We start from the raw sequence: 20252 nt of genomic DNA on the forward strand, positions 1-20252 counted from the left end.
CCTAGGATCGGGCGACCTCGTACGCCGGACCTGAGGAGCGTCCCGGATGACCCTGCTGGAGCGTCTGCACCTGGCTGGCATGCGTGAGGTCGTCGCGGTGGAGCCGGTGACCGGCGGGCTCGCGGCGCTCGCGGGCATCGCCACCCGCCGGGACGCCCCGCCGGTGTTCGTCAAGGCCTTCGCCGACCCGCCGGCCGACGACGTCTTCGCCGCCGAGGCCGAAGGGCTGGCCGCCCTGCGCGAGCTCGGCGGTGTGGCGACACCCGAGGTGATCCTGGCGGATCGGGACGTACTGGTGTTGTCGGTGTTGCGCCCGAAGCCGCGGAGCGAGGCCTTCTGGGAGCGGTTCGCGCACCTGCTCGCCCACCTGCACCTGAGCACGACCCATCCCCGCTTCGGCTGGCACCACGACAACTGGCTGGGCCGTCGCCGCCAGGTCAACACGTGGAACGACGACGGCTTCGCCTTCTTCGCGGAGCACCGGCTGCTGCGTTGGCTCGACCAGCCCCGCGTCGAGGCGGCGCTCGACGCGGAGGACCGGGCGGCCCTGGAGCGGCTTTGTGACCGGCTGCCCGACCTGCTGCCGGTGCGTCCGGCGTGTCTGACACACGGCGACCTGTGGGCACAGAACATCCTGGCCACCGCGGACGGCGAGCCGGCGTTGATCGACCCGGCAGTGTCGTACCTGTGGGCCGAGGTCGACCTCGCTCACGTGTGGTCCACCTCACCCCCGCCCGAGGCGCGACGGATGTTCGAGGTCTATGCGGAGCTGACCTCGCTCGACGGCGACTGGGAGGCCCGGATGCCGGTCATCCAGCTGCGACAACACCTCGCCGTGCTGGCCCAGTTCGACGACGACTGGGGCGCGGCCGATCAGATCCGCGCTGTCCTGGCCGCGTTCCGGAGGCGGTCCTGACCGGAGGGCCGCGCCGCCGACCGGGGCGACCGACCCGGCCGCGCTGAGCACCGCGAACCCCGCAGCCGGGCCCGCCAGCCGATCCGGTCGACGGCCGCCGAGGCCCGCGCGCGGAGCCGGGGGCGGGCCCTCGATTACCGTGACCCCTGGAATGGGGGTGGGTCATGGCACCGGAGGTGTCGCCGCGAAGGGCCAAGGCCGTGCTCGTCACGCTCTCCCTCGCCGCGTTCGCGTTCATCACGACCGAGCTGTTGCCCGTCGGCCTGTTGACCCGCATCGCACCCGATCTCGACAGGTCCCGCTCGCAGGTGGGACTACTGGTCAGTGGCTACGCCGTGGTGGTGGTGCTGGCGTCTGTGCCGCTGACCCGACTGACCCAACGGATTCCCCGGCGGCAGCTGCTCGGCGTCACGATGCTCCTCTTCGCCGCTGCGAACGCCGCCGCCGCGCTCGCGCAGACGTACGCCGTGCTGGCCGGCTCCCGCCTGGTCACCGCCCTCGCCCAGGCGCTGTTCTGGTCCGTCGCCACGGCGACAGTGATCGGGCCGTTCCCGGTCGCGGTGCGCGGCCGGGCGGTGGCGCTGTTCGCGACCGGGGCGACGCTCGCCCCGGTGCTCGGGGTGCCCCTCGGCACCTGGCTCGGGCAGCAAGCCGGCTGGCGCGCGGCGTTCGCGGTGCTGGCCGGGGTCGGTCTGGCGATCGCCGCCGCGGTGCTGGTCCTCCTCCCGTCCTATCCCCCGGCCGCCGGCGGCGCCGCCCGGGGCACCGCGCCGGACCGGCGGCGCTTTGCCGTCCTGCTGATCGCCACCGCCCTCGGTATCGGCGGCTTCATGACCCTGCAGACCTACGTGACACCGTTCCTGCTCGACGTCAGCGGCTTCGCCGACGCGGTGCTGGCGCCGCTGCTGTTCGTCTCCGGCGCGGCCGGCGTCGTCGGCACCCTGATCGCGGCCCGGACGCTGGACACCCGGCCGATCGCCTCACTGCTGACGCCGCTGAGCATCGGCACGGCCTCGCTGCTCGGGCTGTACGCGCTCGGTGCGCTCAAGCCGGGTGTGATCGCGCTCCTGGCCGGGATCGGCCTCGCGTACGCGGCGTTCGGCTCCGCCGTGCAGAACCGGATGCTGCACCTGGCCCCGGGCAGCACCGACATCGCGTCGGCCGGGGTCAGCACCGCCTTCAACGCCGGCATCGCCGGCGGGTCACTGCTCGGTGGCGCCCTCCTGCCCACCTCGGGGGCACGCCCGCTGGCACTCGCCGGCGGGCTACTGGCGCTGGCCGCCCTCACGCTGCTCGCCGTGGACGCACGTCGCAGCCGAATCGTCGGGCCGGAGCCGACCGTCGCCCGTCCCCCCGGCAGTCCCGCAGTTACGCGCCGGCCTGGTGGCCAGCCGGATTCCGCTGCGGTCGGAAAACCCTCCGGTACGCGCCCGGCGTGACGCCGAGGAGTTGTGCGAACTGGGATCGGAAGTTGCTCGTCGTCGGGAACCCGGTCTGGGCAGCGATCCGGTCGACGGTGTGGTCGGTCGTTTCGAGCAGGTCCTACGCGTGACGAATGCGTACCCCCGACACCCACTGCATGGGGCTCTGCCCTGTCTCGTCGTTGAATCGACGGGTCAGCGTACGCACGCTCATGCCGGCCGCGGCGGCGATGTCCGCGAGGGACGAGACCATCCCGTCCTCCTGGGCCGTTTCGCGTCGAGCGACGCGATGCCCCTCATCCGTCGCGCGCTCGCCAACCCGGCCATCACCGTCGCGGCGTTCTGCGGCGGATCACTCGCCCTCGCGATGGCCGGCCTCCTGGACGGCCGCACCGCGACAACGCACCGGCTCGGCATCGACCTGCTCAACGCCACGGGCGTGAACGCCGTCCGCGCCCGGGTGGTGGACGACGGCGACTTGATCAGTGGCGGCGGCGTCACATCGGTCTCGACGTAGCCCTCTACCTGCTCGAACGTGACTTCGGCGCGCTGACGGCGCACGCGGTGGAGGAGCTGTTCGAGTACGAGCGACGCGGGACCACGTGGCGGCTGCCGCAGACGCGCGTGACCGGCGAACGGGCCAGCGCGTGAGTGCGTATCCGGTCACTGCGGCGGCGAGGCCGGCAAACCCGGCCGTCGCGAAACCACCCGCCGGCACGGAGAGGTCGATGGCCACGCCGACGAGCGGGGCGCCGAGCGCGAAGCCGGCGCTCTGCGCCGACGACTGCAGACCTGTCACTTCACCCCGCACCCCGGGCGGCGCCAGCCGGCTCACCGCGTCGGCCACCGTGCCGAGGGTCGGCGCGGTGAGGAGCCCGCTGCCGAGGACGGCCACGCACAGCCAGGGCCAGTCGTGGGCCAGCCCGGCGGGGATCGTCACGAGCCCGAGCAGACCGAGCAGCAGCCAGGTGGGCAGCGGCCGGGTCAGCGCGCCGTAGAGCAGCCCGCCGACCACGGACGACACGCCGAACACCACGACGACCACGGCGGCCCAGGACACCTGACCGGCTTCCCGCAGCGTGGCGACGATGGCGAGGTCGACGCCGCTGAGCAGGGTGGTCGTGCCGAACGCCATGGTCAGCGCGGCGATCATCCTGGTCCCCAGCCACTGCCGGCGTGGGGGTCGTTCCGCGGCGGCGTCCGCCTCGTCCCGGCCGTACATCGGCGGGTTGAGCACTGCGATACCGAGGCCGCCGGCCAGGATCGCGGCGCCGACCCCCCACGCCACCACGTCGGGGGAGACCGTCGCCGCGCCCAGGATCACCACCGCCGGCCCCACGATGTACGACAACTCGCCCTGCACCGACTCCAGCGCGAACGCGGCCCGGCGCTGCTCCGCCGTCGTCATCGCGGCGATCGCCTGCCTGCCCACCGCCTGCGCCGGCACCATCAGCAGGCCCGCCAGGACGCTGGCGACCAGCAGGGACCCGTACGGCAGGACCGGCACGGCCAGCCAGAACACGCCCTGCGCGGCGACGGTCACCAGCAGGACGAGGCGTAGGCCGCGCGAGTCGATCATGCGGCCGAGCAACGGCCCGCCCAGCGCCACCCCGGCGGTCAGGGCCGCCGCGACCCCACCGGCTGCCGCGTAGCAGTTGCGCAGGCTGGAGGGCGTCGTCGGCAGTCCGCTGCTGCACCGGTCGTCGTCCGGCGTCTCGCCGACCCGGGCGGGCGAAGAACTCCTGCCGTACGCCGAACGCATCCTCTCGCTCTGCGCACAGGCACTCGCCGAAACCGGGCGCGCGCTCACCGGCCACTGTGGCGTCGGGTTGCTCGAAGACCTCGCCGCGTCCCACCTTCCGCAGGCCCTCGCCGACCTTGCCCGGCTGCACCCCGGCGCGACGCTGGAGGTGCTCAGCTGTTCCAACGCCGCCATGCGGGCGGCCTACGACGCGGGCCGCGTCCAACTCGTGCTCGACGCGGTGCCGGACATTCCCGGGCCGCCACGCTGGACGGTGCGCGCCCCGCTGGTCTGGGCGACCGGGCCGGGTGTGGACGTGTCCGCCGATCCGCTGCCGGTGGTGCTGTTCTCCAACCCGTGCTCCTGGCGTACGGCGGTGCTGGACGCGCTGGAGCGGGCCGGTCGGCGCTGGCGGGTGGCCTTCGAGAGCAACAGCCTGGTCGGGGTGCTCGCCGCGGTACGGGCCGGGCTCGGCGTCGCGGCGCTCCTGCCCGCGAACCTCGAACCGGTGATGATCTGCCGCGACCCCGATGCCCTGCCCGTCCTGCCGGACGTCGAGTTCGGGCTCGCCCGGCACCCACGAACCGAGGGTGATCCGCTGATCGACGCCGTGGAGACGGTGCTCCGTCGCATCGTCTGAGCACGGGTCCTCGTCGTCGGGCGGGCGGTCACCCACTCCCCGCGCTGACGACCGCCATCATGATCAGGGTGCGTCGCCGCCGCTGACTCATCAGCGCGAAGCAGGCGGTGAGCACCACCAGCTCCAGCTCGGCCCATTCGCCTGTGACGTCGACGCGGATCGGGCCGCCCAGTCGGCCGGGAAGGCGCACCGCGAGACGGTGCCCGTCGCGTACCAGCTCGCCTCCGCAGCGACCGGGCGACCAGCGGGCCACCCCGCCGGGCCCCGGCACGTGCGACCGGCCCGGGTCGAGCCGCACCGGCACGCCGTGCTCGCCGTGGGCGGTGAAACCGATGCGCCGGCGGCCGGTCGGTTCGACGGTCCACCGGCCGGCGCCGGTGCGGATCTCGCCGCACCGCCACGTCCAGCCGGTGTGCAGCGAGGCGCCCGGCCCGGAGTCGAGGACGAAGATCCCGTCCTGTTTGCGGACGGTCAGCGCGGTCATCGGTTCGCCCCCGCCCGGCGCGGCCGGGGCAGGCCGAGGATGAGGATGACGCCGACGCTCAGGTGCAGCAGCGCGAGGGCCGCCTTCGCTCCCCCGCCGACGCCGCTGGGTGGGCCGACCACGAGCGACAGCAGCAGGACGGCGACCGCAATCGAGGTCCACCAGACGCGGGAGCGGCTGGTGGCGCGTTCCAGCGCCGCGAGCAGCGCCCAACCGGCCAGTGCCGCGACCACTGTGGCCACGATGACAGCGGCCACCGTGATCTGCCGGGTCGAGCTTCCGGACCTGACCGCCAGGTCGACGCCGGCCGCCGAGTGCAGGATCGCGAACTCGGCCACGGCCACCACTGTCGCGCCGGCCGCCACCGCGGCCCGTCCCAGGAGAAGGTTCTTCGTCATGGCCTGAGTCTGCGGACCGGGTCGGGCCGAGCGCGTCGGTCCAGCCGCCGCGGCGGGTACGTCCTCCGGCGGCTCGGCGTACTACCAAAGGAGGTGGTCCGGCCCGCCACCAGCCCAGTAGCGTGCGCGATGTGGATGCGGCGACGTGCGAGGTCAGGCCGACGCGGACGTGGCGTTCCGTCCCGGTGGCCGCTACGACAGTGGCGGTCGGCGTCCTCGTCGCGACCATGCTGTGGTCCGCCACCCGGTCCAGCTCCGCCGGCCTGGTCGGCGTCGACGTCGCGCTGGCGGTGACCGCGTTGGCCCTCGTTCCGGTGGTCCTCCGCCGCCCGCAGATCGGTGGCGTGCTGGCCGGCCTGCTCGTCGCGCTGTCTCCGGTGGCCACGCCGGTGGCCAGCTTCGCGGTGTTGTTCACCGCCCGCAACCGGCCGTTCCGGCAGGCAGCGGCGGTGGCTGCGGTCGGGGTGGCGGGCGAGGCCGCGCAGGCGGTCTGGCGGCCGGTGCCCAGCCTGCCGTACGGGTGGCGGCTGGTGCTGATGACGATCGCGTACGCGGCCCTGCTCGGCTGGGGCACCTGGGCGCAGGCCCGCAACGCCCTACTGGCGGCGCTGCGGGACCGGGCCCGGCGGGCCGAGCAGGAGCAGGAACGACGGGTCGGCGAGGCGCGGGCGGCGGAGCGCAACCGGATCGCGCGGGAGATGCACGACGTGCTGGCGCACCGGCTGTCCCTGCTGGCGGCGGCCGCCGGCGCGATGGAGTACCGGCCGGACGCGCCGCCCGAACGGCTCAGCGCCGCCGCCGGGGTGATCCGGGCCAGCGCACATCACGCCCTCGACGAGCTGCGCGAGGTCATCACCCTGCTGCGCAGCGACGACGCCGAGTCGCCGACCGACGCACCACCCGGGCAGACCCTCGCTGACCTGCCGCGCCTGGTCGACGAGGCACGGGCCGCCGGGCAACAGATCGAGGTCGACGACCCGCTCGGCCCGCCGGTCGAGATCCCTCCGACGGTGGGCCGCACCGCGTACCGGATCGCGCAGGAGGCGTTGACCAACGCCCGCAAGCACGCCGCCGGCCAGCCGGTACGGCTGGTGCTCGGCGGCGCGCCCGGCTCCGGCCTGAGCATCGCGGTGAGCAACCCGACCACGCCCGACAGCGGCGTCACCGGCAGCGCCGGCACCGGCCTGATCGGCCTCGCCGAACGTGCTGAGCTCACCGGCGGCCGGGTCACCCACCACGTCGACGCCGCAGGTCGATTCCACCTCACCGCGTGGCTGCCGTGGCCGATGTGACGGGCCCGATCCGGGTCGTCATCGTCGACGACGACCCTCTGGTGCGGGGAATGCTCACGCTGATGCTCGACGGCGCCGACGGGATCGTCGTCGTGGGCGAGGCCGCCGACGGCGCCACGGCGATCACTGCGGTGGACCGGCACCTGCCCGACGTGGTGCTGATGGACATCAGGATGCCCGGCGTCAACGGCATCACCGCCACCGAACGCCTGCGCCGCCGCCACCGGCCACCCGAGATCATCGTGCTCACCACGTTCGACACCGACGAGCACGTGGTGCGGGCCCTCCGCGCCGGCGCGAGCGGCTTCCTGCTCAAGGACACCCCGCCGGAGCAGATCAGCCAGGCGGTCCGCGCGGTGGCGGCCGGCTACCCGATGCTGTCTCCGGGCGTGACCCGCCGCCTCATGCGGCGGGTCGCGTCCGGGGCCGAGTCCTACGAGCAGGCGCACGAACGACTGGCCCTGCTCACGCCCCGCGAACGCGACGTCGTGCTGGCCATCGGGCAGGGCCGCTCCAACGCCGAGATCGCCAGCGAGCTGCTGATGAGCGTGACCACAGTGAAGGCCCACGTCTCACACATCCTGACCAAGCTGGACCTCGACAACCGTACCCAGATCGCCGTGCTGGCCCACGACGGCCGGCTCCTCTGACCCGGTCTCCGGCGCCCAGCCCGCCGCCGGCAGGACGCCCGACGGCGGGGTCAGGCCAGCAGCGCGGGCAGGAGCAGGAGGGCGAAACGGACCACCCGCCCGCAGAGGCACGCGCCGGCGAACTCCCAGCGTCGAAGACCGGCGGTGCCGGCGGCCAGGCTGACGACGGCCAGCGGTGGAACCCCGACCGCGGCGGAGACCAGCACGGTCGGTAGGGCGGTGCGGCGGCGGGAGAGCCAGCGCCGGATCGGCTCGGTCCACCGTGCGGCCCGAGCCGCCGCGCGACCTGACTTTCCCCGTTTCGCGACCGTCCGGGCCAGCCGTCCCGATCCGCGACGCGCCGACTCGAACAGCAGCAGCTTGCCGGCGGTCTGCCCGAGCGCCAGGGCGACGACGGCTACGAGAGCGTGGCCGGCACGCTGACCGGCCGCTGCGTCGTGCCGTTCTACCTCGACATGATGGGAATCAATGCCGTCAGGCACGGGCAACCGTTGATGACAGCACTTGCCGAAGCGAGCCGAGGTCTCACCCCGGTCCAGGTGACGGCGCTCCTGCGGGACGGCTGGCGTCCACAGGTCATGGGTGCCTGGTAATCGGTGACGGTTGCCGGACCCGAGGTGACCGCCGCCGTCCTCCACGCCCTCGCCACGTCGTGGGTGCCCTCGACGCACCGCCGCTCGCGACAGCCGCCGTTGTTCTGGCCGGCCCCGAGGCCATCGACGCCCTGGAGCGGTACTTCGCCGCGGACCAGGCCGAGCGTTGGGGGGCGAGTGGGATCATCGCCGCCGCAGCGGACCACGTCCGTCGTCATCACCACGTCACCCCCTCGCTCCCAGCGCCAGACAAGACGGACCAGGACACTTTTGCGGCTCTGCTCGGCATCGCACATCGGCTGCAGGCGGCCAGCAGCGGTGACGGTTTCGCACCGTGAGTCAGGGATCGGTGCGTATTAGCCGACGTTGCGGGCCGGCCTGCCAACCTCCGAACAGCGCCCTCGCCACGAAACCGATGAAGAGGGCCGACGTGATGGTCAGCACCACGGCCACGGGAGCGATGTGCTCCGCCTGCCACTCGACATCGCCCGCGGTGATCGTCGCCTGATCGATGCCGAAGATGTCGAACCACGGCAGCAGCGAGGCCGGATACCACAACGGCGCGTACGAATACGGCAGGCCGACACCACCGTCGAGCGTCCAATAACCGGCCCCGTCGTAGATCAACGCACTGTCGACGACGACCGCCACATCGCAGGCAACCACGGCCGCCACGCACAGCAGCACAATGGCACTCTTGCCGTGCCCCCGCCTGGCCAACCTGCTCGACAGGATCGCGCCCGTGCCGAGGAGCGCCGCCCAGACGCCGCCGGTGAGTGCCTCGATCGGCAGATATCCAGTACGCAGTCCGTGCGCAAACAGCACAAGGAGCAGCACCGTCAAGACCCACAGCAGACCGAGCCGCGTGGTCATCGACCGGGTTGAGCCCATGCCGCGAGGCTAACGTAGGCCGTAGGGTTCTGGTATGGCACAACGACTCGTCAGCGTATGGCAACCGTTCTTCCTCGCCAGCGAAAGTCAGGGCGCGGCCATCGACGCCGCGACCGAGTTGGAGGGCCTCGGCTATTCACGAATCTGGTTCTCCGGTGGTTTCGGCGAGAACGTCGCCCCGCGCTTCCGGGAGATCCTGGACGGCACCACGCGCATCGGGGTCGCGTCGGGAATCCTGAGCATCTGGCACTCGTCGCCTCCCGAGGCGGCGGCGTTCGTCCAGGACGCGGAGCGGGCGCATCCCGGCCGGTTCCTGCTCGGTCTCGGCGCCAGCCACGCGGTCCTGGTGGAGGGCAGCGGCACCGACTATCGCAAGCCGTACTCAAGAATGGTGAATTACCTCGACGGCCTCGACGCGGCCGGGGTTTCGCCCGAGCGGCGCATCCTGGCCGCGCTCGGCCCGCGGATGCTCGAACTCTCCCGCGACCGTTCCGCCGGGGCCCACCCGTACTTCGTCCCGGCCGAACACACCGCCGAGGCCCGGACGGCAATCGGGCCCGACCGGCTGCTCGCCCCCGAGGTCGCTGTGGTCCTCGACGCAGACGCCACCACCGCACGCGCCACCGCCCGTCAGTACGCGAGCGGGTACCTCGCACTGCCGAACTACACCAACAACCTGCGGCGATTCGGCTGGACCGACGAGGACTTCGCCGACGGCGGCAGCGACCGCCTCATCGACGCCCTGATCCCCTGGGGCACCGTCGAGCAGGTGACGGCCGGGCTGGAGAAGCACTACCAGGCCGGGGCGGACGAGGTGGCGATCCAGGTGCTCAACGGCGGCGACGCCACGACGTTCCCCGCCGACGCGTTCCGCGCCCTCGCCGCAGCCCTGATCTGACCTTCGGGCGGCCGAGACGACGGTGGGCATGACCGGCTGGTGGCATGATCGAGCCATGCCTGTGGTCGAAGTTGTTCGTGGTGACATCACCAGCGAGGACGTCGACGCCGTCGTGACCGCCGCGAACGAGTCGCTGTTGGGTGGCGGCGGCGTCGACGGGGCGATCCACCGTGCGGCGGGGCCGCGCCTGGCCGAGGCGGGGGCAGCGCTGGCGCCGTGTGAGCCCGGCGACGCGGTCGCCACACCAGCTTTCGACCTGGACCCACCGATACGTCATGTCATTCACACAGTTGGCCCGGTCTGGGAAGGCGGCGGCTACGGAGAGGCTGACGTCCTGGCGTCGTGCTATCGGCGCAGCCTTGAGGTCGCCGATGAGATTGGCGCTCGCAGCGTCGCCTTTCCCGCCATCGCCACTGGCGTATACGGTTTTCCCGCCGACCAGGCAGCGAAGATCGCAATCTCGACCATCAGAGCGGCGCCGACAAGGGTTGAGCGTGTTCGCCTGGTCGCCTTCGACGACGCCACGTGCGAACTGCTGACTGCGGCGCTTCAGGGTTGAGGTTGGTGGGCCGCGACACCGCTCAGGTTCGCCCGATGAGATCGAAGCCGGTCAGGTCGGCCGACACCGCCCAGAGGCGGGCTGCCTCGCTGCTGTCCGTGGGGTTGCCGTCGGTAATGCGGCAGTCCACGCAGTAGTCGCCGCCGTTCGCGTCGAGGTGGGGTGACGTGGCGGCCCAGACCTGGGTCGCCGCGCCTTGCTCGACGGTCTTGAACAGGCCCGGCGCAGGAGTGCCGTCCGCGTCGATCCAGCCGGCGGCGACCATCTCCTCGGCCGCGAGGTGCCGTTGCAGCGGAGTGAGGATCCAGCCGGGGTTGACCGAGAAGGCCCGGACGCGGTGTGTTCTGCCGAGCAGGTCGAGGTGGCGGGCGAACAGGACGTTCGCCAGCTTGGACTGCGTGTACGCCTCCCACTTGTCGTACCCGCGCTCGAACTGCACGTCGTCCCACCGGATACGCCAGGCCGGGTTGCGCCCGGAGGCCACCGAGACGACACGAGCAGTGCCGGCGGCGGTGAGCGCGGGCCACAGCAGATTCGCCAGCGCATAGTGGCCGAGGTGGTTGATCGCGAAGTGCGCCTCCCAGCCGGGGCCGACCCGGGTCTCCGGGCAGGCCATGATGCCGGCGCTCGCGATCAGGATGTCGAGGGCGGGATGGCTGCGGAGAAAGCGGTCGGCGAACGCGTGGACGGAGGCGAGGTCGGCGAGATCGAGCTGGTCGACCTCGACCCTGGCTACGTCGGCGAGTGCCTGCCGCGCCGCGTCCGGCCGAAGTGCCGGGACGACGACCCGGGCCCCGGCCTGGGTGAGCGCGCGGGTCGTGGCGAGACCGAGGCCGGAGTAGCCACCCGTGACGAGGGCAGTCTTGCCAGTGAGGTCGATCCCGGCGAGGACGTCTCCGGCCGTACTGTGGGCACCGAATGTCGTGTGGGTCATGCCGCGGACGCTAGGTGCTAGACCGAGGTCTAGGTCAACGGGCTACTGTCGACGCCATGGCGGACGGCGGCCTGAGCATCGGGCAGGTGGCGCAGCACACCGGCTTGAGTGTGCACACACTGCGGCTCTACGAGCGTGCGGGTTTGTTGGCCAGCGAGGTGCGGCGCGACGGGTCCGGCAGGCGCGTCTACAGCGCCTGGGACGTCGAGTGGCTGGCGAACTGCGTGAAGTTCCGGGCCTCCGGGATGCCGCTCACCACGATCAGCCGCCTGGCCCAACTCGTTCGTGAGGGCAGCGGCAACGAGGCCGAGCGGCTCACGTTGCTCCGCGAACACCGGCGCTCCATCACCGAGCAGCTCATGCGGTTGCACGACTGCCTCGAGCTCATCGACGGCAAGGTGGCCAGTTACGAACAACACCTCGCCACCGGCGCGTCCGGTGACCCCTGGCAACAGCAACCGCCGCCTTCCCCGACGAAGCACACACGTCAGCTGGGCTGACGAAAACGGCCGGCCGGACGGGTTCGCTGGCTCTCCTGGCTGCTCCGGCGACGGGTTGCGGTCCGTGGTTGGTGGGTAGGACCTGAACGATGGGTACGTGGGTAGGCTGCACCGGCGGTGGCCTCAGCCGAGCCCTTCCGCACCACGGCCACCCTCACCGCCGGGTTGCACCATCGGCGTTCCCCGTATCCGCAGACGAGAGGCGAGACCACACCATGACCGCAGTACCAGGCCAACGGTCTACTGCTGCTGCGGGTCCGGCGGCTGCCGAGCAAGCGGCGGAGGAGGACCTGCGGGCGTTGTTCGGGCAGTCCATCGCCGTCTTCGCGTCGCTCGCGGGGCCAGCGCACCTGGTGGAGACGGCCAACCCGGCGTTCTTCGCCACGATCGGCGAAGAACGGGCCCGTGTCGGGGTCGCGCTCGCGGAACTGATGCCTGAGCTGGCCGGTCAGGGATTCATCACTCTCCTGGACCAGGTCTTCCGCACGGGTGAGCCGTACACCGGCCGGGATGTCCGGGTCGTGCTGGGCAGCGGCCCGCAGGCGCGGGAGGCGTTCTTCGACTTCACCTACGAGCCGCGTCGGGACGCCGGCGGCAACGTGACCGGCATTCGCGTGCTGGGCGTGGAGACCACGCAGGTCAAACACGCCCAACGGCTGATGGCGGAACACCGTGCGCTGCTGGAGCAGATCGCCCGCCAGGCACCCCTGAGCGAGGTGCTCGACGGGATGGCCCGCTGCATCGAGAACCTCGCGCCGCAGGAGGTGCTCGTCTCCGTCCTGCTCGCCGATCCCGACGCCCAGCACCTGCGCCACGGCGCCGCGCCGAGCCTGCCCGACTTCTACAACCAGGCCATCGACGGCATCGCGACCGGCGAAGGGGTCGGCTCGTGCGGCACCGCCGCCCACCGGCGGGAACCAGTCATCGTCACCGACATCGCCACCGATCCGTTCTGGGACGACTTCCGAGACCTGGCCGACCAGGCCGGCCTCGCGGCCTGCTGGTCCACGCCGATCCTGGCCCGCGACGGCAGCCTGTTGGGCACGTTTGCGATGTATCACCGCACCCCGCGCGTCCCGCAGGACAGCGACCTCGCCCTCACCCGGCTCTTCGCCGGCACCGCAGCGCTGGCCATCGAACGTCACCACATCGAGCAGGCGAAACTCGCCGCCGAGGCACGCGCCAAGTCAGCCAATGACGAGCTGGCCAGGGTGCTGCGCGTGGAGCGGGAGCTGCGCGCCGAGGCCGAGCGGCGCGCCGCCGCAGCCGCGGCACTCGCCGCCCAGATGCGTGCCGCCGCGGCCGCGCAGGCCGCCGCGCCGCACCCCGAGCACTGCCAGCTCGGCGGCGCCGCCGGGTGCACCGCTCAGGCCGAGATCAAGATCGCCGATTCGTGGGGTGACGCGGCGTGGGGCTGCCCCGCCCACGTCGAGGAGGCCATCCTCAACGTACGGTCGGTGTTCATCGCCAGCGAGGAGCTTGGTGGCCTGACCGCCTACCTCAACCGTTGACCGCTCGCGAGAACGCCGCAGGAGTGGGTGGGGCGGAGCGCTCCGAGGGCCACGTACGGTGGCGGGATGACGGACGCGGCGATTGGCTTCGGCTACAAGCTTCAGTGGCTCGCCGTTCGTGACCGGAGCGTCGACACCGTCGCTGCCGCACTGAACCTCGGCCGTCCCGTTCCCGCCAACTGGCGTGATGCGGTCACCGCTGCGCATGACGACCACGGCAACTGGCTTCTCACGCCGCCGCTTGACCAGTGGACGCTCGCCGCTTCGAGAGATGTCCCCGCACCCGACGACGACCGATTCGGTGCTTGGCTGGCGACACTGAGCCGCCTACTCGGTGAGGTGCAGTACTTCGGAACTCATCGCGTCGTCGAATACCACGGGTGGGGACGCGCCAGGGACGGCGTTGTGGAGCGGGCGTTCGCCTACCTCGGCGAGCGCGGTGAGGTGTTGTTCGATGTGGGCCAACGCACGATGGAAGAGCACGCGCTCGGGGTTGGTGCCGCCTGCGACGAGGACGATCCGTGGGACGACGATGACGAGACTTCACAGTGGCCGGACGAGGAGACCGTGCTCACGCTCGCCGGTCAATGGAGCGTCGACCCACGGAAGCTGGAGAACGCCCTGATCCCAGGGCATCCGTGGATCGCGTCGGCGTGATCGAGGTAGCCGGTGCCGACGAATGATCCGATGATCCTGCAGGCCGACCCCTCATTGCTTGACCCTTCAAATTTCCACCGGTAGCCTTTCGGCATCCATCCATGGATGTCGATTGAAAGAGGTGAACCGTGCTGTTGAAGTCCCTCGCCCTCGCCCTCGCCGCGTCCGTCGCCGGCGTGCTGGCCACCGCCCCCACCGTCTCGGCGGCAACCTCGCAAGCATCAAACGAAGTCTGGCCACCCGGAAACTGCCCACAGGGCACGTTCTGCATCTGGCCCAACTGGGATCACCCGCCGGAGGGTCCTACCGCGACACCGTCTCTGGTGACCAGCAGCGAGTGGTCCGGCAACGTCCCGGCCTTCAACTTCTACAACCGCACCTCCCGGAACGCCGAGATCACCTGGTCGTACAACTATCTCGGTACGCCCCTCACCGGCGTGGAGTGCGTTCGCCCCGGCGGCGGGAACTTCTATGTGCCGATGTTCGTGACAAAGGTGAGTTGGCAGCCGCGTACATGCTGACCCTCCCCCATCACCTGGTCGTGGGCTGGCGTCGTGCGTGAGGTAGCGCCGGTACTTCGTGGTTCAGCTTCCGCGATTCGGGTCGGTGAGAGCGTTCCAGTCCTCGGCGCTCATCGGGAACGGCCCCCAGTGCGGCAGATAGAAGGGCCGCCGCGGTGGGTCGGCCACGGTGAAGGGCTTGAACGCCGGATCCGCGATCACCCGGTAGACGAACTCCGCCGTCGACATGTCGAGCTGGCGCCACGGCTCGATGCCGTCCCACCGCGCGACCACAGGCCACCGATCGGGCTCCACTGAGCGGTCGGCCAGCCAGTAGCACTCCCCCTCGGTCTGATCGCTGCCCCACTGGATCAGCCCCAGCCCCTTGTCGGGCTCGTACAACTCGTAGGGGGCCCACAGGTGCGCGGACTCATGCCCGGCTGCCCACTGCCGATACGAGCCCCACGTCCGAAGCAGCGCCTGTGCGTGGTCGTCGGTCGGCCGCAGAAGGTCCAGGTACGCGTAGAACGCCCCCGGGCGCGAACCGCCGGCACAGCTCTTTGAAGTCCGACGGCAGGACGACCCCCAGTTCGGCTTCCACCTGCTCCCAGCCGGCATCACCCTCAGGATCGTGGCACCATCAGGTCACCTCGAGGATGCGGTCGATCCACGTCTGCTGAACGATCACGGTCGGCAAAGTAACAGCACTGCGGACTCTCCTGGCCTGGACGTCAGACCGTTGCTGCACTCAGCTGCCGTACGCACCCAGCAGCGGTCAGGGTGTCCAGCGCACGCCCGGGTTCACCCGTCCGGACCAGTCGAAGACGGCCATGTTGTCCCACTGGTTTCCGGTGCCGTTGATGTTGGCCGGGTCCCAGCCGTTGCCGCGGACGGCGTACCAGGTCGGTTCCCAGTAGAAGACACCGATGGCGCCCGCGTTGCGGGCCGTGTTCTGCACCCAGTCGAACTCCTGAACCTGCCCGGACCAGGTCGCGCTGATGCCGTCACAGGTCGCGTCGCCGATGGCGTTCGGCTCGCTGTCCGCGTTGTTCCGGGTGAAGGGGTACGCGGTCTCCACGATCACCACCGGCTTGCCGTAGCGACCGCGTAGGTCGACGATGTTGTTGTAGAGGTTCGCCAGGCTGCCGTGCCACATGCAGTAGTACGACTGGGCGGTGATGTCCCACTGCACACCCTGGGCGCGGATGCCGTCGTAGAACCATCGGGCGTTGGCGTTGCTGTCGGCGTTTGCGGTATGGATCATCACGGGGATCCCGCTGCCGCATGCCTTCGTCGCGTTGTAGCCCTGCTTCAGCAGCCCGGCCAGCGGGGCGAAGTCGTTGTTGACGACCTTGCCCTCGTTCCACAGCATCCCGACGTTGATCTCGTTGCCGATCTGCACACTGTCCGGTGGGGTTCCCTGCCCTCGCAGGCTGGAGCAGACGTCGTAGGTGAAGGTGTAGACGTCGGTACGCAGTTGACTCAGGCTGTGTCCGGCCCAGGCGGCCGGCTTGTACTGCTTGCCGGGGTCGGCCCAGGTGTCGGAGTAGTGGAAGTCGACGAGCACCTTGAGGCCCTTCGCCCTGGCCGCCCTCGCCTGGGCCAACACCGCGCTCTTGTTGTTGTAGCCGCTGATCGGGTTGTTCCAGACGCGCAGTCGGACGTAGTTGACGCCGACGGACTTCAGGATGTCCAGTGGGTCGCGGGCCACCCCGCTGGCGTCGTAGTACCTGGCCCCCAGGTCCAGGCTGCGCTGCAACGACGAGACGTCGGCGCCACGCATACTGAGCGTGTTGGCGGCGGAGACGGGTGTGGGCGCGCCGGCGAGCGTGGTGGTGACGGCGAGGAGGCCGGCCGTGACGGCCCCGAGCAAGGCCCTGGTGCCGCGGTGGGGTGTGCCAGACAGTGTGTTCACGAGACTCCTTCAGCCCACCGTGCAGGGAGTGCCGTTCAGCGAGAAGCCGGTCGGCGGCACGTCGCTGGCGCTCCACCGGCCCTGGACGCCGAAGGTCACCGAGCCATCTGGCGCCAGGACACGGTTCCAGTCGACGTTACGGGCGGTCACGGTGGCACCGGTCTGGCCGATCGTGGCGTTCCACCCCGAGGTGACCTGCTGGTCGCCGGGGAAGCTGAAGGTCACGGTCCAGCCGTCGACCGGCGCCGTCCCGGCGTTGTGGACCGTCGCTGTGGCCACGAAACCGCCCGGCCACTCGGACTGGTTGCGGTAGGTCACCCGGCAGGTGGAGGGAGGCGGTGTGGACGTCGTGGGCAACTCGACAGTGTTGGACGCGATCGACACGTTGCCCACCGCGTCCCGGGCCCGCACGTAGTACAGGTTGCGCAGCGGCGTCGACGCAGGTAGCGACGTCGTGTACGTCGTACCCGGCAGGGTGGCGACCAGCCTGGAGGTGAACCAGCCGTCGAACCGGTAGACGTCATACGCGAGCACGCCGACGTTGTCCGTCGACGGTGACCAGGACAACGTGGCCGTCGAGGCGGTCACCTCGCCGACGGTCAGGCTCTGCGGCGCGCTCGGCGGGGTGGTGTCCGGGCCGGTGTCCGTCACCGGTGTGACCACGGTGAGCATGTCCGACCAGTTCGAGCGTTGCCCGAGGCTGTCCCGGGCGATCATTCGGAACGAGAACTGCATGCCCGGTCCCACGTGGGTGGTGATCGTGGTGGTGGTGACCGCGCCGGCGGTGGCGCTGAATATGACATCGCCAAACTCCTGGTAGTACGTGATGTCGTAGCCGGCGATGGCGCAGCAGCTGGACGTAGCGGCCGTCCAGGTGAGGGTGATCGACCCGGTCCGGACCTCGCTGGCGGTCAGGTTCGTGGGCGGGCTCGGCGGGACGGGCGCGGTGCTCGGCGTGCTGGCCGGCGCCACCGGCGCGGCTCCGGCCGGCTCCGCGGCGGACACCGCGGCCCCACCGGGCGCCAGGGCGACTCCCGGATAGGCAGCGGGCGTAGCGGTGGCGGCGTCGGCCACCGGTGCGGCGCCCAGGGCGGTTCCGAGCACCACCGTCGACAGCACGGTGGCGGCCAGCAGAACCGGCCGCACACGGCAGAACAGCGAGGACCAGAGGACGCCTGCCATACGTCGACCATGGCGCAACATATCGATGATCGCCAACATGTCTCACACCTCGGTCGGCGATGGCCCGACGCGCGCCCGATGGTCGCCGCGCCTCTTTTCCTGCGTCAGCACCCGGCACGCTCTGGCTCGGCTGGGAGCGATACCAGTGGGGCAAAATTCAATCCCTCCGATCGCTACACTCGCCGCAACGCCGGCACCCGCAGACCTCTGCCCGCGCCAACCCCGATCGAATGGAGACGCCTATGACCCGCGACAAGGCGGCACCCGCCGGCATCGACCCCACCATTCCCAGCGTGGCCCGGGTCTATGACTTCTTCCTGGGCGGGAAGGACAACTTCGAGGCCGACCGGAAGGTCGCCGAACACGCCCTGCGGATCACGCCGGACGGGCCGGCCGCCGGTCAGGCGAATCGCGCCTTTCTGCGTCGGGTGATTCGCTTCCTCGTCAGCGAGGCGGGCATCGACCAGTTCCTCGACATCGGCTCGGGGCTGCCCACCCAGGGCAACGTGCACGAGGTCGCCACCGAGCAGAACTCGAAGGCTCAGGTGGTCTATGTGGACAATGACCCGATCGTCCTGACGCACGGGCGGGCCCTGCTCGCCGCGGAAGGCACCGCGACGGTGATCCAGGCGGACATCCGGGAGCCGGAGGCGATCCTCAACCACCCGGACGTACGTCGGTTCCTCGACTTCGACCGGCCGGTCGGGTTGCTGCTCTTCGCGATCCTGCACCACCTCGGTGACGACGAGGACCCGAAGGCGGTGGCCGCCGCGTTGATCGACGCACTCCCCTCCGGCAGCTACGTGGCGATCTCGCACTTCCGCGACCCGGGCGAGCGAGACCCCGAGGGTTCCCGCAAGGCCCGCGAGGTCGAGCGGATCTTCAACGAGTCGCTGGGCACCGGCCGCTGGCGTACCGACGAGGAGATCCTCTCGTTCGCCGAAGGGCTGACGGTGCTGGAGCCGGGACTGGTGCCGCTGGCCGAGTGGCGTCCAGAGTCGGACGCCCCGGCTGCGACGCAGACCGACACCTATCACACCTTTGTCGGGCTCCTCGCCCGCAAACCGTAGGCGCCGACTTCTGGTGAGGTCCGTCGGCGGGGGCGTTCCCGCCGACGGATCCACGCGTCAGATCAGAACTGGAGTCTTACTGTCGCTGCCTACGGCGCGGGTTCCAGTACGACGACTGGGATCTGGCGGGTGGTCTTCCGCTCGTAGTCGGCGAAGCCTGGATACGCGGCCTTCTGCGCGCTCCAGATCTGTTCCCGTTCGTCCCCGGCGGCGACTCTGGCGACCAACTCGACCTTGTCCGTACCGATCTCCGCTTGGGCCTTCGGGTGAGCGAGCAGGTTGTAGTACCAGTCAGGATTGCTGGGCGCACCGCCCTTGGACGCGAACACGGCATAGCCGCCGTCCACCTTCTGGTACATCATCGGGCTCACGCGAGGCTGGCCGCTCTTGGCGCCGACCGTGTGCAACAGCAGCAGCGGAGCGCCAGCGAACTGGCCGCTGCTCGTCGCGGTCGACCAGTCGGGCCTCCGCAGCGGAAAGTTCCTGCGCACGGCCGACGAAAAACGGCAGGTCCGGAGGCAGCATCCGGGGCACCGTGGGCCGACCGGCCGAACCGCCGGCCGGTTGTCGCACCTCCCGCCGCAGGATGTCGCGCTGTAAGTCGTGTAACTCCGGTGCGTCGATGCCCCGGCGGCCCAGCAACGCCAAGCCGTCCCGGCACACCTCCGCCGCCTCGTCAATGCGGCCGTCGCGGTAGAGGGTGAGAGCGAGCATGCAGCGCAGGCCCTCGTCGTACGGGTCGGCGGCCACCGCGCCGGTCAGGTCGCCCATCGCCTCGGCGTGCCGCCCCAACCCGTTGACCGCCTCCGCGTAAAGGAGCAGTGCCGCACGGTGAACTGCTCGAAGTCGTGCGACTTCGGCCAAGGCAAAGGGTTTGTCCGCGAGGTCAGCGTAGGGCTCGCCGTGCCACTGATCGAGCGCGGAACGCAGCATCGCGGCGGCCCGGTCGGCGTGCTCGGCATCGCCGAACGCCAGCAGTCGACGGCTCTCCCGGAGCGCCTCCTCGAATCGGACAGCGTCGACGCACGCCGGGTCCAGGTCCAGCCGGTATCCCGCTGCGGCTCCGCGGCCGACCGTGGCGATGAGCCAGTTGCCACGCCGCCCCCGCTCACCGGGTTCGAGGGCACGCCGCAGGTGGGCGACATGGCTGCGAAGAGTGGCCCGCGCGGCGTCCGACGCGTCGTCGCCGGTGAGCAGTGTCGCCAGTCGCCGACTCGGCACCGGCTTGCCGAGCTCCAACAACAGGATGGCGAGCAGCATGGTGAGCTGTGGACCCAGCGGGACCAGGACGCCGTCCCGGCACAGCTGAATGGGACCCAGTATCGAGACGTCCAACCGACCACCAGCCACATGGCCACTCACCGGCACGCGCCCAGGTCACCGAGAGCAGTTACGGTCGGGACCGTCGCACCTGTGGCTGGTCCGCCCGCCAACCGGGAAATGCCGATGAGCGCTACCTGAATACGCAGCAGATTCACCTCAGCCATGGTTACAGCTCGA

At 70.9% G+C, this 20252-nt stretch carries 22 protein-coding genes and 4 pseudogenes; 14 read left to right on the plus strand and 12 right to left on the minus strand.

The features are described 5' to 3' along the window. Positions 1 to 46: 46 nt before the first annotated feature. Together ABZU74_RS28910 and ABZU74_RS28915 are read left to right on the plus strand one after the other, a co-directional pair. On the plus strand, positions 47 to 916 hold the full coding sequence (locus ABZU74_RS28910; RefSeq protein ID WP_355430267.1) for a fructosamine kinase family protein: 870 nt from the start codon (positions 47 to 49) through the stop codon (positions 914 to 916). 164 nt (positions 917 to 1080) lie between these two features. After that, on the plus strand, positions 1081 to 2355 hold the full coding sequence (locus ABZU74_RS28915) for an MFS transporter (protein ID WP_355430269.1): 1275 nt from the start codon (positions 1081 to 1083) through the stop codon (positions 2353 to 2355). Here the strand turns inward: ABZU74_RS28915 and ABZU74_RS28920 are convergent. Next, positions 2285 to 2581, minus strand: a pseudogene (locus ABZU74_RS28920) (helix-turn-helix transcriptional regulator); the annotation flags it as partial. The gene ABZU74_RS28915 and the pseudogene ABZU74_RS28920 overlap by 71 nt on opposite strands. On the opposite strand from ABZU74_RS28920, the pseudogene ABZU74_RS28925 reads away from it, so the two are divergent. Next, a pseudogene (locus ABZU74_RS28925) lies at positions 2492 to 2988 on the plus strand (DJ-1/PfpI family protein); the annotation flags it as partial. The pseudogenes ABZU74_RS28920 and ABZU74_RS28925 overlap by 90 nt on opposite strands. A 16-nt stretch (positions 2989 to 3004) precedes the next feature. On the opposite strand, the pseudogene ABZU74_RS28930 reads toward ABZU74_RS28925, so the two are convergent. Next, positions 3005 to 4099, minus strand: a pseudogene (locus tag ABZU74_RS28930) (MFS transporter); the annotation flags it as partial. On the opposite strand from ABZU74_RS28930, the gene ABZU74_RS28935 reads away from it, so the two are divergent. Next, entirely contained in the window at positions 3993 to 4718 is a 726-nt protein-coding gene (locus tag ABZU74_RS28935) for a LysR substrate-binding domain-containing protein (RefSeq protein ID WP_355430272.1), read from the plus strand. The pseudogene ABZU74_RS28930 and the gene ABZU74_RS28935 overlap by 107 nt on opposite strands. 28 nt (positions 4719 to 4746) lie before the next feature. Here the strand turns inward: ABZU74_RS28935 and ABZU74_RS28940 are convergent, their stop codons facing one another. Next, positions 4747 to 5202, minus strand: coding sequence for a hypothetical protein (locus ABZU74_RS28940; RefSeq protein WP_355430275.1), 456 nt, complete (start codon positions 5200 to 5202; stop codon positions 4747 to 4749). Next, entirely contained in the window at positions 5199 to 5600 is a 402-nt protein-coding gene (locus tag ABZU74_RS28945; RefSeq protein WP_355430278.1) for a DUF6069 family protein, read from the minus strand. The genes ABZU74_RS28940 and ABZU74_RS28945 overlap by 4 nt, the downstream gene beginning before the upstream one ends. A gap of 185 nt (positions 5601 to 5785) precedes the next feature. Between ABZU74_RS28945 and ABZU74_RS28950 the strand changes: the two genes are divergently transcribed. Together ABZU74_RS28950 and ABZU74_RS28955 are read left to right on the plus strand one after the other, a co-directional pair. Further along, the gene (locus ABZU74_RS28950) at positions 5786 to 6892 is read left to right on the plus strand and encodes a histidine kinase (protein WP_355430281.1); all 1107 of its coding nucleotides are present in this window, start codon (positions 5786 to 5788) and stop codon (positions 6890 to 6892) included. Beyond that, positions 6880 to 7542: a response regulator transcription factor gene (locus tag ABZU74_RS28955; protein WP_355430284.1), complete on the plus strand. Its 663-nt coding sequence runs from the start codon at positions 6880 to 6882 to the stop codon at positions 7540 to 7542. Before ABZU74_RS28950 ends, ABZU74_RS28955 begins: the two co-directional genes overlap by 13 nt. A 50-nt stretch (positions 7543 to 7592) precedes the next feature. Here ABZU74_RS28955 and ABZU74_RS28960 read toward each other — a convergent pair whose 3' ends face one another. Beyond that, a complete protein-coding gene (locus ABZU74_RS28960; protein ID WP_355430287.1) occupies positions 7593 to 8024 on the minus strand; it encodes a VTT domain-containing protein in 432 nt (143 codons plus the stop codon). 170 nt (positions 8025 to 8194) lie between these two features. On the opposite strand from ABZU74_RS28960, the gene ABZU74_RS28965 reads away from it, so the two are divergent. Then, positions 8195 to 8473, plus strand: a complete 279-nt coding sequence (locus tag ABZU74_RS28965) for a hypothetical protein (RefSeq protein ID WP_355430290.1) — start codon at positions 8195 to 8197, stop codon at positions 8471 to 8473. 1 nt (position 8474) lies between these two features. On the opposite strand, the gene ABZU74_RS28970 is transcribed toward ABZU74_RS28965, so the two are convergent. Next, positions 8475 to 9026 carry a hypothetical protein gene (locus tag ABZU74_RS28970; protein WP_355430293.1) on the minus strand — a complete coding sequence of 184 codons (552 nt, stop codon included), beginning with the start codon at positions 9024 to 9026 and terminating at the stop codon, positions 8475 to 8477. Between the two features lie 34 nt (positions 9027 to 9060). On the opposite strand from ABZU74_RS28970, the gene ABZU74_RS28975 reads away from it, so the two are divergent. Together ABZU74_RS28975 and ABZU74_RS28980 are read left to right on the plus strand one after the other, a co-directional pair. Beyond that, positions 9061 to 9924 (plus strand): TIGR03620 family F420-dependent LLM class oxidoreductase, encoded by an 864-nt coding sequence (locus ABZU74_RS28975; protein ID WP_355430296.1) that lies wholly within the window; start codon positions 9061 to 9063, stop codon positions 9922 to 9924. Positions 9925 to 9979: 55 nt separating this feature from the next. Beyond that, positions 9980 to 10483, plus strand: coding sequence for an O-acetyl-ADP-ribose deacetylase (locus ABZU74_RS28980; RefSeq protein WP_355430299.1), 504 nt, complete (start codon positions 9980 to 9982; stop codon positions 10481 to 10483). 22 nt (positions 10484 to 10505) lie between these two features. Here the strand turns inward: ABZU74_RS28980 and ABZU74_RS28985 are convergent, their stop codons facing one another. Further along, complete coding sequence (locus tag ABZU74_RS28985) at positions 10506 to 11417, minus strand: oxidoreductase (RefSeq protein ID WP_355430302.1); 912 nt, start codon at positions 11415 to 11417, stop codon at positions 10506 to 10508. Between the two features lie 56 nt (positions 11418 to 11473). Between ABZU74_RS28985 and ABZU74_RS28990 the strand changes: the two genes are divergently transcribed. From ABZU74_RS28990 to ABZU74_RS29005, 4 genes are all read left to right on the plus strand, one after another. Continuing rightward, on the plus strand, positions 11474 to 11917 hold the full coding sequence (locus tag ABZU74_RS28990; protein ID WP_355430305.1) for a MerR family transcriptional regulator: 444 nt from the start codon (positions 11474 to 11476) through the stop codon (positions 11915 to 11917). 215 nt (positions 11918 to 12132) lie between these two features. After that, positions 12133 to 13428, plus strand: a complete 1296-nt coding sequence (locus tag ABZU74_RS28995; RefSeq protein WP_355430308.1) for a GAF domain-containing protein — start codon at positions 12133 to 12135, stop codon at positions 13426 to 13428. A 66-nt stretch (positions 13429 to 13494) separates the two neighbouring features. Continuing rightward, entirely contained in the window at positions 13495 to 14085 is a 591-nt protein-coding gene (locus ABZU74_RS29000) for a hypothetical protein (RefSeq protein ID WP_355430310.1), read from the plus strand. A gap of 128 nt (positions 14086 to 14213) precedes the next feature. Beyond that, positions 14214 to 14606, plus strand: a complete 393-nt coding sequence (locus ABZU74_RS29005) for a hypothetical protein (RefSeq protein WP_355430313.1) — start codon at positions 14214 to 14216, stop codon at positions 14604 to 14606. Positions 14607 to 14669: 63 nt separating this feature from the next. Here the strand turns inward: ABZU74_RS29005 and ABZU74_RS29010 are convergent, their stop codons facing one another. The 3 genes from ABZU74_RS29010 to ABZU74_RS29020 all read right to left on the minus strand — a co-directional run bounded on the left by ABZU74_RS29010 (position 14670) and on the right by ABZU74_RS29020 (position 17682). After that, a complete protein-coding gene (locus ABZU74_RS29010; protein ID WP_355430316.1) occupies positions 14670 to 15203 on the minus strand; it encodes a hypothetical protein in 534 nt (177 codons plus the stop codon). Positions 15204 to 15360: 157 nt separating this feature from the next. After that, positions 15361 to 16500 (minus strand): glycosyl hydrolase 53 family protein, encoded by a 1140-nt coding sequence (locus tag ABZU74_RS29015; protein WP_355430318.1) that lies wholly within the window; start codon positions 16498 to 16500, stop codon positions 15361 to 15363. Positions 16501 to 16509: 9 nt separating this feature from the next. Further along, positions 16510 to 17682 (minus strand): cellulose binding domain-containing protein, encoded by a 1173-nt coding sequence (locus ABZU74_RS29020; protein ID WP_355430321.1) that lies wholly within the window; start codon positions 17680 to 17682, stop codon positions 16510 to 16512. A 242-nt stretch (positions 17683 to 17924) separates the two neighbouring features. Between ABZU74_RS29020 and ABZU74_RS29025 the strand changes: the two genes are divergently transcribed. Next, positions 17925 to 18752 carry an SAM-dependent methyltransferase gene (locus tag ABZU74_RS29025; RefSeq protein ID WP_355430324.1) on the plus strand — a complete coding sequence of 276 codons (828 nt, stop codon included), beginning with the start codon at positions 17925 to 17927 and terminating at the stop codon, positions 18750 to 18752. 89 nt (positions 18753 to 18841) lie between these two features. Here ABZU74_RS29025 and ABZU74_RS29030 read toward each other — a convergent pair whose 3' ends face one another. After that, positions 18842 to 19243, minus strand: a complete 402-nt coding sequence (locus ABZU74_RS29030; RefSeq protein WP_355430326.1) for a nitroreductase family deazaflavin-dependent oxidoreductase — start codon at positions 19241 to 19243, stop codon at positions 18842 to 18844. A gap of 103 nt (positions 19244 to 19346) precedes the next feature. Continuing rightward, positions 19347 to 20120: pseudogene (locus ABZU74_RS29035) on the minus strand (AfsR/SARP family transcriptional regulator); the annotation flags it as partial. Positions 20121 to 20252: the final 132 nt, after the last annotated feature.

It is taken from the genome of Micromonospora sp. NPDC005171 (assembly GCF_040608575.1).
Classification (GTDB): domain Bacteria; phylum Actinomycetota; class Actinomycetes; order Mycobacteriales; family Micromonosporaceae; genus Micromonospora.

What these genes read in the sequence shown, in the direction of transcription:
- ABZU74_RS29020 (WP_355430321.1), bottom strand. Translation starts at nt 17,682, where the DNA reads ATGGCAGGCGTCCTCTGGTCCTCGCTGTTCTGCCGTGTGCGGCCGGTT.
- ABZU74_RS28910 (WP_355430267.1), top strand. Translation starts at nt 47, where the DNA reads ATGACCCTGCTGGAGCGTCTGCACCTGGCTGGCATGCGTGAGGTCGTC.
- ABZU74_RS29010 (WP_355430316.1), bottom strand. Translation starts at nt 15,203, where the DNA reads ATGCCGGCTGGGAGCAGGTGGAAGCCGAACTGGGGGTCGTCCTGCCGT.
- ABZU74_RS28995 (WP_355430308.1), top strand. Translation starts at nt 12,133, where the DNA reads ATGACCGCAGTACCAGGCCAACGGTCTACTGCTGCTGCGGGTCCGGCG.
- ABZU74_RS28985 (WP_355430302.1), bottom strand. Translation starts at nt 11,417, where the DNA reads ATGACCCACACGACATTCGGTGCCCACAGTACGGCCGGAGACGTCCTC.
- ABZU74_RS28980 (WP_355430299.1), top strand. Translation starts at nt 9,980, where the DNA reads ATGCCTGTGGTCGAAGTTGTTCGTGGTGACATCACCAGCGAGGACGTC.
- ABZU74_RS28975 (WP_355430296.1), top strand. Translation starts at nt 9,061, where the DNA reads ATGGCACAACGACTCGTCAGCGTATGGCAACCGTTCTTCCTCGCCAGC.
- ABZU74_RS28945 (WP_355430278.1), bottom strand. Translation starts at nt 5,600, where the DNA reads ATGACGAAGAACCTTCTCCTGGGACGGGCCGCGGTGGCGGCCGGCGCG.
- ABZU74_RS28940 (WP_355430275.1), bottom strand. Translation starts at nt 5,202, where the DNA reads ATGACCGCGCTGACCGTCCGCAAACAGGACGGGATCTTCGTCCTCGAC.
- ABZU74_RS29025 (WP_355430324.1), top strand. Translation starts at nt 17,925, where the DNA reads ATGACCCGCGACAAGGCGGCACCCGCCGGCATCGACCCCACCATTCCC.
- ABZU74_RS29000 (WP_355430310.1), top strand. Translation starts at nt 13,495, where the DNA reads ATGACGGACGCGGCGATTGGCTTCGGCTACAAGCTTCAGTGGCTCGCC.
- ABZU74_RS28970 (WP_355430293.1), bottom strand. Translation starts at nt 9,026, where the DNA reads ATGGGCTCAACCCGGTCGATGACCACGCGGCTCGGTCTGCTGTGGGTC.
- ABZU74_RS28915 (WP_355430269.1), top strand. Translation starts at nt 1,081, where the DNA reads ATGGCACCGGAGGTGTCGCCGCGAAGGGCCAAGGCCGTGCTCGTCACG.
- ABZU74_RS28990 (WP_355430305.1), top strand. Translation starts at nt 11,474, where the DNA reads ATGGCGGACGGCGGCCTGAGCATCGGGCAGGTGGCGCAGCACACCGGC.